We start from the raw sequence: 14677 nt of genomic DNA on the forward strand, positions 1-14677 counted from the left end.
TCCCGTTATTCAGCAAATCCTATGCCATCGACGGCAAGTATTGCTATGACAAGGTTTCCAAGGCGTACAGCCGGACACATCGTTCCGAAGCGGAGCAATGACCGTTCCATAATGGAACAATGTGCAGAGAATGAATCGTGTTATACTGGAGGAGAATGATTTTTTGTGGGAGGGAAGGGAAGTGTCGACGATTGTTCAACAATCATGGAAACGCTGCCAAGCATCGAACCTCAAAGCCACGGAGAACGCATACGATCAGATCATATCCATGAGTCGAATCAAAGAAATCATTCGAGACAATCATCTCCTGATTCGCACAAGTCTTCCCTTGTTTGAGAGGTTGGAGCCCTTCTTGGCAAATACGGAACATATCGCCCTGCTAGCTGACCGTGACGGCAACATCATACATACGGTAGGGGATCCGACATTTGCCAACCACGCGCAAAAAGTACAGCTGCAAATCGGCGCGAACTGGAACGAGGGCTTCAAGGGAACCAACGCCATCGGCACCGCATTGATCGAACGGGTGCCTGTCCATGTGCAAGGGGAGCAGCATTACTTTTTGGAAAATCAATTTCTGACGTGTTCAGCTTCGCCGATTTTTTCCGCTGCCGGCGAGCTGTTAGGCGTCGTGAATATCAGCACGAGAAAAGAATACAACCATCCGCTGTCCATGAGCCTGGTCTGCATAGTGGCCGAATCGCTGCAAAATCGTTTTTTGTACGCCGAGGCCGATCGGGTTGTGGCCCTGCCCCATGCTGATGTCCGAACGTCCTCGCGTTCAATGCCGTTGATCGGATTGGATCGTGATGATCGCATCGTAGGGATCAATGAGTCTGCAAAGAAGCGTTTGGGGGCGGAGGTGCTCGGCAGCGAGATGCCGCAACTGGACAAAGGAATGGGCCATACTGTCAAAGACAATCGCAGAAGGATTTGGCCTTCCGCAAAAACGGCGGGGTTGAAGCCATTTCCGCGCTTGGCCGGGACCTGCCCGCATTTTCTGCAAGCCAAGCTGATGGGGCAAAAAGCAGCCCTCGTCGATTTCCCTGTGCTCATTCTGGGGGAGAGCGGGACGGGCAAGGAGTTGTTTGCCCAGATGATCCATGAAACGGGGCCGCGCTCCAATGCTCCGTTTATCGCCGTAAATTGCAGCGCAATTCCGGAAAATCTGATCGAAAGCGAATTGTTCGGCTACGAAGGCGGCTCATTTACCGGAGCACAGCGCGAGGGGAAGATCGGGAAATTTGAGGCGGCGAAGAAAGGAACCATTTTTCTTGATGAAATTGGGGACATGTCACTGAGATCGCAAGCAGCTCTATTGCGTGTCCTCCAGGAAAAGGTGGTGACCCCCGTCGGCAGCAATCAGCCGCGTCCGATTCATGCAAGGGTGATTGCGGCTACCCATCGGCATTTGCCCGATGAAATCAAGGCTGGCCGTTTTCGCGCTGACCTGTACTATCGGCTCAAGGGAGTCATGATTCAGCTGCCGCCGCTTCGCCAGCGCACAGATATTCTTCCGCTGGCAGAGCACCTGCTGCGACAGCTCACACCCGGTAGTTCTGCGAGCATTTCCAGGGAAGCCCAAGAGCTGCTTGCTGCCTACGCTTGGCCCGGCAATGTCCGCGAACTGCAGAGTGTGCTCATTCAGGCTGCTTTTCTGGCCGACGGGGGAGATATTGAAGCCGCCCATATCCAATTGGAGGGATTGGACGAAGCAGGTGAATTCCCTTATCGCGAGCGAGGGCTGCCTTCTCTGAAGGAGTCGGAAATGGAGGCCATCAAACGCGCGATCCGGTCGACGGGAGGCAATGTCAGTCAGGCAGCCAAGCTGCTGCAGATCGGCCGCAATACTCTTTACCGAAAATTGGCGGAGTACCGCATTTCTTTGCCTGCTACCTGGGAGGAAATATGATTGCTTTCTATAAAATAGACAAATCGGCAGAGGCGAAGTTTGCATCTTTGCTGGATACAGATGATTATCATTTCGAGTTTTTTTCTTCCATTCAATCCATCCTGGATCACCGCATGACACCTTCTGTTGTGATTGCCCCTGAACCCTATGCAAAAGAGTTGGCTGCTCTCTCAGTTCCCGTAGTCACGTTGTCAATTGATATGAGAGATATTCGCGACAAGATTTCCAGATTGCGGAAGAAGGGAAAGCAGTTTGGACGTGCCGTCTTTTGCGCGTCCGCTAAAGAAAGGGATTGGCTGCAAAAGGAGCACGCACTCGAGCCCGATGTGATCGATGGCCCTTGCCAGTTTGTAACCAACGAGTTCCTTAGCCTGCAAGCCTCCGAGGAGCCGGCCATCTATCTGACACCGGTATGGGATGCTCAGAGCCTCCGGGTCAGGCCGCCGTCAGGAGAGTGGCAGGTGGTGGAGCCGTCTTTGGCTACCTTGACTCGGGCTTTGCAGCAAGCTCTTTCACTGGAGGCGTATCAACGGGAGCGGCGAAGGGAGAAGCTGCTTCTGGAGGCTGTCGTCGATTCCCTGCATGATGCGGTGATCGCGGTAGATCGTCAGAGCCGGATTATTTTGGTCAATGAGCAAGCGAAGATGCTGCTCGGTCTGTCAGGGGATGTTCTGGGCAGACCAATTACCGATTACATCCCGCATTCCGACATGCTGCGTGTACTGAAAACCGGGCGGCAGGAGTTAGGGGACGTAGCGACCGTCATGGATCGTTCCATCGTCATCAATCGCATTCCCGTCATTGTGAAGGACCAGGTGGTGGGTGCGGTCTCCAACTTTAAAGAGATCACCGATATTCAGAAAATGGAGATGTCTGTCCGCAAAAAGCTGCATGACAGCGGTTTGGAGGCCCGGTATCGACTGGAAAACATCATTGGCATCTCGGAGACGATTCGGGAAACTAAGCAGCAGGCAGCTCTCTTTGCCAAAAGCAATGCGACGGTTTTGATCACCGGAGAATCAGGCACGGGCAAGGAGTTGTTTGCACAGGGGATTCACCTGGAAAGCGGGCGAGCGTTGGGGCCGTTTCTCGCGGTCAACTGCGCGGCGTTGCCGGAAAGCCTTTTGGAGAGCGAGCTGTTCGGCTATGAAGAAGGCGCTTTTACCGGAGCGAAAAAGGGAGGAAAGCCGGGGCTGTTTGAATTAGCCCATGGCGGGACTCTTTTTCTTGATGAAATCGGGGAAATGCCCTTGCGGATTCAGGTGCATCTGCTCAGGGTGTTGCAGGAACGCCGCGTCAGACGTGTCGGCGGCGAGCGGATCATACCGATCGATGTCCGCATCATCGTAGCTACCAACCGGGATCTGGAAAGGGAAATCGCGAAGGGGCATTTCCGTTCTGATCTCTACTACCGCATCAACATGCTGAACCTGGAGGTGCCGGCTCTGCGGGAACGCCTGGACGATATTCCGGCGTTGCTGGAGAGCATGATACAGGAAATGAACGAGCAGCATGAGCAGAAAATAGTAACGCTGGAATCCGCTATTTACCCGTTGCTGCAAGAGCATCACTGGCCCGGAAATGTGCGCGAGCTGCGCAACGTGGTCGAACGAATGGTGCTGCTCTCTCGGGATGGAAAGATACATGCCAAAGATGTGGCGTTGTTATTTCAAGGAAAGAAGAAAAGCTGGAAGGCAGAGTATGAAAATGGAGAAGCGGGGATGTCCGGTCCCGAAGATGAGAGCCCGGAGGCTGCGAGAATCAGGAGGGCTTTGGAGAAAGCCAAGCACAACCGGACTTTGGCAGCCAAAACGTTGGGGATGGACCGCACCACCCTATGGAGAAAGATGAAGCAGTACAGAATCGAGTGAAAGTGTTGCAACAAATCGTTGCAACACTTTGTTTTATTTTGCATTCCTGTTTTACTAATAACTTCATTGATTTAGCTGAATTGAAAGCGTTATCGGGTTTCGACACGATTCTAGGTAAATTGGCATGATTTCTGCAAGTTATAATAGCGTTGAATTGTCTAAATATTTTGGTGATTATGAGGAGGGAGTCGATTGCAACATTATTCGATCGCAGTGATACCAGGAGACGGAATCGGTCCCGAGGTTATGGATGAAGGCTTGAAAGTCCTGAAAGCGATAGAAGAAAGCCACGGGGGAGTCCGGTTTGATTGTGATGAAAAGCCATGGAACTGCGACTACTACTTGAAAAATGGCAGAATGATGCCGGAAAATGGTTTGGATGTGCTGAAAAGTTACGACTTGATCTTGCTGGGCGCGATCGGAGCTCCGGGAGTGCCAGATCATATATCTGTTTGGGAATTGATTCTTCCCATCCGCAGAGCCTTCCAACAGTATGTCAACCTAAGACCAGTCAAACTGCTGCGCGGATTGGAAAGCCCACTTCGCTACAAAAATCACGACGATCTCGATTTCGTGGTCGTACGGGAAAATACAGAGGGCGAGTATTCCAACATGGGCGGCCGGATGCATCAAGGCACCCCTTATGAAATGGCTGTGCAAAACAACGTATTTACTCGCTATGGCACCGAGCGAATTATTAAATACGCGTATGATCTCGCTGAAAAAAGACCGAAAAAGCGGCTGACTGCAGCGACCAAATCAAATGGAATCAACCACTCCATGCCGTTCTGGGATGAGATCGTCAAGGAAGTCGGAAAAGATCATCCAGGGATCCAGACAAATCTCTATCATATCGATGCATTGGCTGCATACTTTATTACCCGTCCGGAAGAATTCGACGTCGTGGTTGCGAGCAATCTGTTTGGCGATATTTTGACGGATCTGGGCGCTGCTGTCGTCGGCGGTCTGGGGCTTGCTCCTTCTGCCAACATCAACCCGGAGCGCAACTTCCCGTCCATGTTTGAGCCGATCCACGGATCTGCACCGGACATCGCAGGCAAGGGAATCGCCAATCCAATCGCGCAGATCTGGAGTCTGAGCATGATGATGGATCATTTGGGCCATTATGAAATCGGGAAAGTGATTCTGGACGCGATCGAACAAGTGCTGATCGACGGAAAGGTACAGACACCTGACCTGGGAGGCCGTGCAACGACGAAAGAACTGGGTGACGAGATCGTTCGTCAAATCCACCTGGCAACACGCTAGTATAAAAAAAGGAGGAGAAGGAGAATGTCTACACAAACCTATGATCTGTATATCGATGGTGAATGGGTAAAAACAGAGAACTATATCCCGGTATACCATAAATTCACTGGTGCCACCATCGCGCAAATCGCCAAAGCGGAACAGCATCATGTCAACGCAGCGGTAGAGGCAGCACACAAAAAATTTAAACAAGACTCGCTTACTCCGTTTCAACGGTATAAAATCTTGTTAAAAGCATCTGAACTAATGGAAGAACGTCGCGATGAGATGGAACTGTCCCTGATTCGGGAAGTCGGGAAGACTCGTAAAGATGCGATGAATGAGCTGGACCGCACGATCAACACCCTGCGTCTGTCAGCCGAAGAAGCGAAGCGCATCCATGGGGAAATGGTACCGCTCCAGTCTACAGAAGGTTCGGAAAACAGACTGGGCTTTACCATCCGCGTACCCAAGGGGGTCATTGGGGCCATCACGCCATTTAATTATCCGCTGCTGCTCAGCACGCACAAGATCGCCCCTGCTATTGCGGCGGGAAATACGATCGTCGTGAAGCCAGCGACTGTGACTCCGATCGCTACCTTTTTGCTGGTAGCTGTGCTGGAAGAAGCCGGTCTGCCAAAAGGCCATATCAACATCGTGACCGGAGCGGGAAGCCAGGTAGGCGAATGGCTTCTTGATGAGCCGAAAATTGCCATGTACACCTTTACCGGATCGGGTGAAGTGGGTCGCCACATCAAAGAACGCAGCGGCATGCGTCCTGTAGCGTTGGAGCTGGGCAACAACTCCCCGAACATCGTTCACCTGGATGCCGATCTTGAATTGGCAGCCCGTCAGACAGCAGCCCGCAGCTTCCACAACGCCGGTCAGGCTTGCATCGCGGTCCAACGTATCTACGTACACGAATCGGTCTTGCAAGAGTTCACGGATCTGTACGTCTCCGAAGTTCAGAAATTGAAGGTCGGCAATCCGGAAGATCCGGACACTGATGTAGGTCCAATGATCAGCGAAAAGGAAGCAGCACGTACCGAAGAATGGGTGCTGGAGGCGATCAGCCAGGGTGCCAAGTCTTTGATGCCTGTAAAACGGGAAGGCGCTTTGTTCTATCCAGCTGTCATGGTCGATACCAAGCCGGAAATGAAAGTCGTCTGCCGGGAAGTGTTCGCTCCGGTCGTGACGATTATTCCTTACAGCGATCTGGATGAAGCGTTCGCGGAAGCCAATAATTCCGAATACGGTTTGCAAGCGGGCATCTTTACTCGCGATTTACATATTGCGATGAAGGCAGCGCGCGTGTTAGAGTACGGTGGCGTAGTCATTAACGATGTATCCACCTACCGCAATGATGTCATGCCGTACGGCGGCATCAAAAACAGTGGTCTGGGCAAGGAAGGGCCGCGTTATGCCGTTGAAGAGATGACAGATGAACGTATGGTGGTGATCAATCTATGAGTAGAGAGCTTTTGCAAGGAAAAACAGCGATTGTGACTGGGGCCGCTTCTGGAATGGGGAAGGCAATTGCCAAACTATTTGCACAAGAAGGCGCCAATGTTGTTCTAGCAGATCTGAATAAAGATGCGGCGGCGAGTGTCGCACAAGAGCTTCCGGCAGGCAAAGGGCATGCTGTACAAACCGACGTGGGCAATGATGAGAGCGTAGCCGCGATGGTCGCGGAAACGATGTCTGTATATGGCTCAGTTGATGTCCTGGTCAACTGTGCAGGGGTGCCCCAAGCATTCACCCCGATTGAAGAGTTGACGCTCGAGATGTGGGATAAAATCATGACCGTGAACACGAAGTCAATTTTCCTTACGATACGGCATGCGGTTCCGCATATGAAGGCTGCCAAAAAAGGAAGCATCATCAATATCGCCTCGATCGCTTCCATCCGGGCTCGTCCGGGTTTGAATGCATATTGCGCTTCCAAAGGAGCAGCGGTCATGCTGAGCAAAGCGTTGGCATTGGAATTGGCTCCTGCCCAAATCCGTGTCAATGTCATCAATCCCGGTCCGGCAGAGACGCCGATGCTCGGGAAGTTCATCAATGGAGATGCCGAGACAGTGGAAGCGGGAAAAAAGGAAATTTTCATCGACAGTGTGCCGCTTGGCAAGCTGATTCAGCCGGAAGACATCGCGCAAGCAGCGCTCTATCTGGCTTCCGATCTGTCCAAAATCGTGACGGGAGAGGTCATGAACGTAGACGGAGGCAGAGGCATTTAACTTTGGTATTACAGCAATACACATATATAAAAACAAGAAATGCAAGGGGGATGTAAGACGATGATGAAAAAGAAGTGGGGGCTCGTACTGTCGAGCCTGATGTCTGTATCGCTGTTGTTGACGGCGTGCGGAGGTGGTGGCGGCCAGCAGGCGGCTCAGCCATCCGGACAAGCCCCGGCAGCACAGACAGAAGCGCCGAGTGCTGATGATGGAAAAAGCTATGTGTTTAAAGCAGGCCACTCCCTGACGGAGGACCATCCTTACCACGTAGCAATGAAAGATATGGCAAAGAGAGTAGAAGAAAAATCGCAAGGCAAAGTCAAAATCGAAGTGTACCCACTCAGCCAATTGGGTGCAGAGCGTGAACTGACAGAGGGACTGACACTGGGAACTGTAGACATGGTCATCACGTCTACTGCGCCGGTAACCAACTTCTATCCTAAGCTGGGTATTCTTGACCTGCCGTTCTTGTTTGAAAGCCGCGACCATGCTTATAAAGTGTTGGACGGCGAAGTAGGGCAAGGAATCTTGAAGGACATCGAAAGCGCAAACATCATTGGCTTGGCTTGGGCTGAAAATGGCTTCCGCCACGTAACCAACGGTACGAAAGTGGTGAAGACGCCAGCCGACCTCGAGGGAATGAAGCTGCGCACACAGGAAAACCAAATCCATCTGGCTGCCTTTGAAGCGATGGGTGCGAAACCTACACCTATGGCGTGGACTGAGGCACTGACCGCACTGCAGCAAGGAGTCGTTGATGGACAGGAAAACCCTGCTATCGTGGCGAATACCTATAAGCTGTATGATTCCAAGCAAACACAAATGTCTCTGACTGGCCACGTGTACTCGGCTGCCATGATTCTGTTCAGCAAACCGGTTTGGGACAAGCTCCCTGCAGATGTACAAACCTTGATCGCTGAAGAAGCGAAAGTAGCGGGTCAACAAGAGCGTGAACTGATGATCAAAATGGAAGAAGAGTCCCTGCAGGTTCTGAAAGATCATGGAGTAACCATTACGGAAGATGTGGACAAACAAGCTTTCCGTGATGCTATGAAACCTGTATACGAGAAATTTGCCGGACAAATCGACCAAGACCTGTTGAATAAGATTTTGAATACAAAATAAGTAGCGGAGGGGAGAAAGGCAGTCTGCTTTTCTCCCCCCTTTCCCTGAGAAAGGAGAAAACGGATGGGCAAAATCATTTCCTTCATCAACAGCATCACACGGTACTTCGTTATTGCCATAATGGGTTTGATGATTGTCGCCGTCTTCTTGCAGGTATTGTTCCGGTTTTTCCTGGATCAGCCCCTTGCATGGACGGAGGAGTTGGCCCGTTATCTTCTTGTATGGCTGACGTTTCTCGGCTCCGCCTATGCGATGTCTATCAAAGCACACATTGGAACCGAATATATTCAGAAATTTTTGTCACCGCTTTGGAACAAAATCGTCTTGTCGGTGGCTGCTCTTTTAACGATCGCGTTTTTTGTCGTCATGATCCACCAGGGTTATCTGTTATCGATGAGAAGCATGACCCAGACATCCCCAAGCCTGCTCGTTCCCATGGGCTATGTCTACATGGTGATCCCGATCAGCGGTATTTTGCTCATCATGAATGTCCTCCATGTGACGTGGAAAGACATCACCGGGAAGGAGTGAATGGATAATGGGCACGATGTTATTTTTAATATTGCTGTTTCTCCTGATTATTAATGTCCCGATTGCAGTTGCACTCGGCTTGTCCGTAGTGGCGGTCTTTATGATTGAAGGGAATATTCCTCTTCTGGTCGTCATTCAAAAAATGTTTAATGGGACAGACTCCTTCCCGCTGATGGCTATTCCGTTTTTCCTTTTGGCGGGTAAGCTTATGGAGACGGGCGGAATTTCTGCAAGATTGATCAACTTTGCCAATACCATCGTAGGAAATCTGCCAGGTGGACTGGCTATTGTTGCTGTTATTGGATGTACCTTTTTTGCGGCGATTTCTGGTTCTTCTGCAGCGACAACCGCAGCAGTCGGTGGAATTTTGATTCCGCACATGGTCAAAAAAGGGTATGATGTTCGTTTTTCTGCGGCTTTGCATGCTGCGGGAGGAACGATTGGAGTGATGATTCCCCCAAGCGTGCCGCTGGTTCTGTACGGAGTGGCAGCCAGCACATCGATTAATGATTTGTTTATTGCCGGAATTGGACCGGGAATTCTCGTCGCCATCTCCTTGGTCATCTACTCGATTTGGGTAAGCAAGAAGCATGGTTGGGGCGGTGGTAGGAAGTACTCTGCCGCGGAAATCTGGAAGTCTTTCAAGGATGCCATTCTTGCAATTATGATGCCCGTCATCATCTTGGGCGGAATTTACGGTGGAATCTTCACCTCGACAGAAGCGGCTGTCGTGGCTGTAGTCTACGGCTTGGTCGTCGGATTGTTTGTCTACCGGGAGATCAAGTGGAAGGACCTGGGGCATATTTTTACCAGCTCTGCCAGCTTGACCGCAGCAATCATGCTGATTATTGCCACAGCCAACTCGTTTGGATTCCTATTGACTCGAGAAAATATTCCTCAGGAAATTGCTCAATTTATGCTGGGGATTACAGATAGTGTTGTCATCACGCTTTTGATCATTAACATCTTCTTGCTGATCATGGGGACGTTTATGGAAACATCGGTTATCATCATTCTGTTGACGCCGATTCTGCTGCCGATTATTTTGGCGCTGGGTGTCGACCCTGTACTGTTTGGGGTTATCATTGTGGTGAACTCTGCCATCGGAATGCTGACACCGCCAGTGGGAATCAATCTTCTGGTCGCCGGGAAGATATCGGGGTTGCCGAATACAGCCATTGAACGTGCTGTGATTCCATTCCTTGTCATCATGATCATCGATTTGTTGTTAATTACTTATATTCCAGAAATCAGCATGTTCCTGGTCAATCTGAGCAAGTAACCAAGTAACGAAGGGGAGAATGCAGCATGAGCTTTATCGAAGAATTGGTAGGTTTGCTGGGAAGCGAACGCGTCACAACCAATCCAACCGTTCTGGAACATCATAGCCATGACGAATCCTACCATACGCCTCATTTGCCTGAAGTTGTCGTATTTCCGCAAACAGCCGAAGAAGTCAGCAAAATCATGAAGTTCGCAAATGAGAAGCGAATCGCCGTAACGCCATTTGGAATGGGAAGCAGTCTGGAAGGACATGTCATTCCCTACAAAGGCGGAATCAGCATGGACTTCTCGCTGATGAATCAGGTGCTGGAAGTGCGTCCGCAAGATTTCCTGGTTCGCGTGCAGCCAGGTGTAACACGTATGCAACTGAACAAAGAATTGAAAAAGCATGGATTGTTTTTCTCTGTGGACCCAGGGGCTGATGCGACAGTGGGCGGAATGGCAGCAACCAACGCGAGCGGAACCACTTCCGTACGCTACGGCGTGATGCGCGATAACGTTCGCGACCTAGAGGTAGTACTGGCAGATGGACGCATCATCCGTACGGGCAGCATGACAGCGAAATCCTCTTCCGGCTATCATCTGACTGGTTTGTTTGTCGGTTCAGAAGGAACGCTGGGAGCTTTTACGGAGCTGACGCTGCGCGTATACGGCATTCCCGAAGCCACGATGGCAGCACGCGCCAGCTTCCCGACCGTTCAGGATGCTGTCAACACCGTCGTCGATATCCTCTCCGCTGGAATTCCGGTAGCGAGGATTGAATTAGTAGACGAGCGCTCGATCCGCCAGGTGAATTTGTTCAAGGAAACAGATTACCCGGAAAGCCCGACACTCTTCATCGAGTTCCACGGCAGCGAGCAAAGCTTGCAGCATGATATCGAATTTGCGCAAGGCATCGCGGGCGAGCATGGCTGCACCCAGTTTTTGTTCGAGACCGATTCCAAGGCTCGGGCGCAGCTCTGGGATGCGCGTCACAACATGGCCTATGCATTCGTGCATAAATCGCCAGGCAAAAAAATGATGGTCACAGACGTATGTGTGCCTTTCTCCGAATTGGCAGACGCGATTGTGGATGCTCGTGAAGCCATTGATCGCTCGGGGCTGGACGGCGCGATCCTGGGTCACGTCGGGGACGGCAACTATCACGTCATCCTGATGATCGATCTGAACGACAAAGACGAAGTAGCGCGTGCCGACAAACTGAATGCTCATCTGGTCGAATATGCATTGCAGCGAGGCGGTACGTGCACCGGCGAGCACGGTGTCGGCATCGGGAAAATGAAATATCAACGCAAGGAGCACGGGGCGGCTCTCGACGTGATGCAGTCGTTCAAACAGGTGCTGGACCCGAATGGAATCTTGAATCCGGGTAAAATTTTTGGGTAAGACCACCTTACAAAACAACCTTCTTTTGGCATATCATCTGCTTGAGGGAGGTTGTTTTTCTTATTCCCAAAGGAGTTCAGGATTTGCATGTGGAATGTAGGTTTGTACGCCATAACATGAAATGCAGGGGGATTCGGATGAAACCGATTGTCGAGATAGCCAGGCAGATAGGGATTTCAGAAGAAAATCTGGAGCAATACGGAAAATTCAAGGCGAAGCTGGCGGATGAATTGTGGGAACAGCTGAGGGAGCGGCCCGATGGGAAATTGATTCTGGTCACCGCCATGAATCCCAACCCGGCAGGGGCCGGCAAGACATTGACCACGATTGGATTGTCTCAGGCTCTTAATCTGATCGGGAAAAAGACAGTGGCTGCCTTGCGAGAGCCGTCCTTGGGTCCTTGCATGGGGATAAAAGGCGGTGCAACAGGCAGCGGAAAGGCACAGATACTGCCGGCAGACGAGATCAACCTGCATTTTACGGGAGATCTGCATGCGATTACTTCTGCGCATAACCTGTTGGCTGCGATGATAGACAACCACATTCATCACGGCAATACGCTGCGCATCAATCCGAAGAAAATCGTCTGGAAACGGGCGATGGATATGAATGACCGTGCGCTCCGTCAAATCGTAGTCGGTTTGGGAGACGGCAACGGCATTACTCGCGAAGATGGTTTTATGATTACCACCGCATCGGAAATCATGGCCATTCTATGCTTGAGTGAAAATCGGGAAGATCTGCGGGAGCGGCTAAACCAGATCATTATCGGCTATGACACGGACGATCAGCCGGTGCGCGCCCAGGATATTCAGGCGGTCGATGCGATGTGCGTGCTGCTCAAGGACGCCATCAAGCCAAACCTGGTGCAGACCATCGAAGGTACCCCGGTTCTGATTCACGGAGGGCCTTTTGCCAATATTGCCCACGGATGCAGCAGTGTCGTCGCCACGAAAACGGCATTGAAGCTGGCGGATTACGTGGTGACGGAGGCTGGTTTCGGTGCCGATCTGGGTGCCGAGAAGTTCTTCGATATTAAATGCCGTCAAGCAGGTCTGACGCCTTCTGCCGCCGTAGTCGTGATTTCGGTTCGCGCCTTGAAGTTTAACGGCGGGGTCAAGGTCGCCGATCTGGAGACAGAGAATTTGCCTGCCGTGAGACGCGGTTTTGAGAATCTCAAACGACATATCGAAAATATACGTAAATTCGGTGTCCCGGCGGTTGTAGCGGTAAATCATTTCATTACCGACACCCAGGCTGAGGTGGAAACAGTATTTGAGCTTTGCCAGGAGCTGGGTGTAGAAGCGGCTCTCTCCCGTGTCTGGGAAAAAGGCGGCGAGGGCGGTGTAGATCTTGCTGAAAAAGTAGCCCGTGCTGCCAAGCAACCGTCACAATTCCGTTTTCTGTATGATGAGCAGCAATCCGCGAAAGAGAAGGTGGAGACGATTGTCCGGGAATTATACCGGGGGTCGGGAGTCACTTTTTCGCCAGCAGCGTTGAAAACCTTGCAAAAAGTGGAGGCTATGGGGCTGTCCCATCTCCCGGTGTGCATGGCGAAAACGCCGTACTCCTTTACAGATCGTCCGGAAATTTTGGGAGCGCCGACCGATTTTACGATCTCGGTCAGCGAAATTCGCCTTTCAGCGGGAGCAGGCTTTCTCGTCGTTCTGACAGGAAGCCTCATGACCATGCCCGGCCTTCCCAAAAAACCGGCAGCAGAGGCTCTTCGAGTGGATCAGGACGGAAGGATCACGGGACTAACTTAGCTTTTGGCAGCAAAAAAGGGTCGGTATCAAGGGAGTACCGACCCTTTTCTTTTTTTTCAGGGGACGATTTCGTCTTATGCTTCTCCCATACCAAATCCGAAAATAAGAAGAAAAATGACGTAGAACGATTCATAAAAAGACTTTTTATCGATAAAATTAACTGAATATTTAGTTAATAATGATATACTGGATAAGTCATCACATTACATAGATCAATCTGGAGGAAATGAACGATGAAAAAATGGACCAAATCTGTAATGACTAGCCTGTTTGCTGCTGCCCTTCTGGTATGTGCAGCTGGCGCTGGAGCAGCCGAGACAGCTGCAACGCAACCCTTAACTGCTACAGTAAAAAAAGCCAATCATGAATCCCGCCTCGACGCGATTATCGAGAGAGGGTATATCGTTGTAGGCACGACTGGGGACTACAAGCCGTTTACCTATTTGAATCCGGAAACTAAAGAATTTGAAGGATATGACATCGATGCCATGAAGCAATTTGCCGAGAGCCTGGGTGTGGAAGCGCGTTTTGTGCAAACGACATGGCCAACTCTGATGTCTGATCTGCTCGCTGATAAATTCGATATTGCCGTAGGGGGAATCACCCGAAATACCACCCGCGCGAAGACAGCATCCCTGAGCGATCCCTACCTCTACTTTGGCAAATCTCCGTTGATCCGCGCGACGGACAAGGAGAAGTACAAGAGCCTCGCTGACATCAACAAACCGTCCGTTCGTATTGGCGTCAATCCTGGCGGGACTAATCAGGCCTTTGTCAATGAGTATCTGCCAAAAGCAACCGTCACCGTAGTCGAAAACAATCTCGACATCCCCGGCCTGATTGCCAATGGAACATACGACGTCATGATCACCGACAATATCGAAGCGATCGTCTATTCCAAGGCTGATCCGCGTCTGTATGCAGCATTGGCTGACGATACGTTCACCAAAAACGCGACCTCCTACATGACCCATCGCGGCGATTACATTTTTACCAGCTATTTAAATCTGTGGATCGACGAGATGAAGCTGCAGGGGAAATTTGATGAGCTGTATCAAAAATGGGTGAAGTAATGATGGAGAAGACCACTCTGGAATTCGGGGTGGTCTTCCCTTTCTTGAGAAACAAACAGAAAAAGACAGGAGACCAGAAAAAGTTGGTCGAGGAAAAAGGGGAAAAAAGCGAAGGCATTTGGGATCTTGACCAAGCCGGAACGGAAAAGGCGGAACACGCATTTAGCGGCCAGCGCGCCCAGCAAGCCGTTAATTGCTAGTTGGTGAAAGTCCAACCGAGGTAAGAGCCAAGTCGCCTCGTAGC

Annotated in this window: 12 protein-coding genes; 11 read left to right on the forward strand and 1 reads right to left on the reverse strand. The window is 51.0% G+C overall.

Annotation, left to right across the window (positions count from 1 at the left end; genetic code table 11):
- Nucleotides 1-181: 181 nt before the first annotated feature.
- The 11 genes from EDM58_RS17375 to EDM58_RS17425 all read left to right on the forward strand — a co-directional run bounded on the left by EDM58_RS17375 (nt 182) and on the right by EDM58_RS17425 (nt 14433).
- Nucleotides 182-1912 carry a sigma-54-dependent Fis family transcriptional regulator gene (locus EDM58_RS17375; protein WP_122914455.1) on the forward strand — a complete coding sequence of 577 codons (1731 nt, stop codon included), beginning with the start codon at nt 182-184 and terminating at the stop codon, nt 1910-1912.
- Nucleotides 1909-3783, forward strand: coding sequence for a sigma-54 interaction domain-containing protein (locus tag EDM58_RS17380; protein WP_122914442.1), 1875 nt, complete (start codon nt 1909-1911; stop codon nt 3781-3783). The genes EDM58_RS17375 and EDM58_RS17380 overlap by 4 nt, the downstream gene beginning before the upstream one ends.
- A gap of 192 nt (nt 3784-3975) precedes the next feature.
- A complete protein-coding gene (locus EDM58_RS17385; protein WP_122914443.1) occupies nt 3976-5052 on the forward strand; it encodes a tartrate dehydrogenase in 1077 nt (358 codons plus the stop codon).
- A 24-nt stretch (nt 5053-5076) separates the two neighbouring features.
- Complete coding sequence (locus EDM58_RS17390; protein WP_122914444.1) at nt 5077-6501, forward strand: aldehyde dehydrogenase family protein; 1425 nt, start codon at nt 5077-5079, stop codon at nt 6499-6501.
- Nucleotides 6498-7268 (forward strand): SDR family oxidoreductase, encoded by a 771-nt coding sequence (locus tag EDM58_RS17395; RefSeq protein WP_122914445.1) that lies wholly within the window; start codon nt 6498-6500, stop codon nt 7266-7268. The genes EDM58_RS17390 and EDM58_RS17395 overlap by 4 nt, the downstream gene beginning before the upstream one ends.
- A gap of 60 nt (nt 7269-7328) precedes the next feature.
- Nucleotides 7329-8393: a TRAP transporter substrate-binding protein gene (locus tag EDM58_RS17400; RefSeq protein ID WP_122914446.1), complete on the forward strand. Its 1065-nt coding sequence runs from the start codon at nt 7329-7331 to the stop codon at nt 8391-8393.
- Between the two features lie 63 nt (nt 8394-8456).
- Nucleotides 8457-8924, forward strand: a complete 468-nt coding sequence (locus EDM58_RS17405; RefSeq protein ID WP_122914447.1) for a TRAP transporter small permease — start codon at nt 8457-8459, stop codon at nt 8922-8924.
- 7 nt (nt 8925-8931) lie between these two features.
- Nucleotides 8932-10206 (forward strand): TRAP transporter large permease, encoded by a 1275-nt coding sequence (locus EDM58_RS17410; RefSeq protein ID WP_122914448.1) that lies wholly within the window; start codon nt 8932-8934, stop codon nt 10204-10206.
- Nucleotides 10207-10232: 26 nt separating this feature from the next.
- Nucleotides 10233-11594 carry an FAD-binding oxidoreductase gene (locus EDM58_RS17415; protein ID WP_122914449.1) on the forward strand — a complete coding sequence of 454 codons (1362 nt, stop codon included), beginning with the start codon at nt 10233-10235 and terminating at the stop codon, nt 11592-11594.
- Between the two features lie 137 nt (nt 11595-11731).
- A complete protein-coding gene (locus tag EDM58_RS17420; RefSeq protein ID WP_122914450.1) occupies nt 11732-13360 on the forward strand; it encodes a formate--tetrahydrofolate ligase in 1629 nt (542 codons plus the stop codon).
- 233 nt (nt 13361-13593) lie between these two features.
- Nucleotides 13594-14433 (forward strand): transporter substrate-binding domain-containing protein, encoded by an 840-nt coding sequence (locus EDM58_RS17425; RefSeq protein ID WP_122914451.1) that lies wholly within the window; start codon nt 13594-13596, stop codon nt 14431-14433.
- Here the strand turns inward: EDM58_RS17425 and EDM58_RS26045 are convergent.
- Nucleotides 14415-14677, reverse strand: a 263-nt coding sequence (locus EDM58_RS26045) for a hypothetical protein (RefSeq protein WP_221175422.1), incomplete at its 5' end; no start/stop codon positions are given. The genes EDM58_RS17425 and EDM58_RS26045 overlap by 19 nt on opposite strands.

The organism is Brevibacillus panacihumi, assembly GCF_003710985.1.
Lineage (GTDB): Bacteria > Bacillota > Bacilli > Brevibacillales > Brevibacillaceae > Brevibacillus > Brevibacillus panacihumi.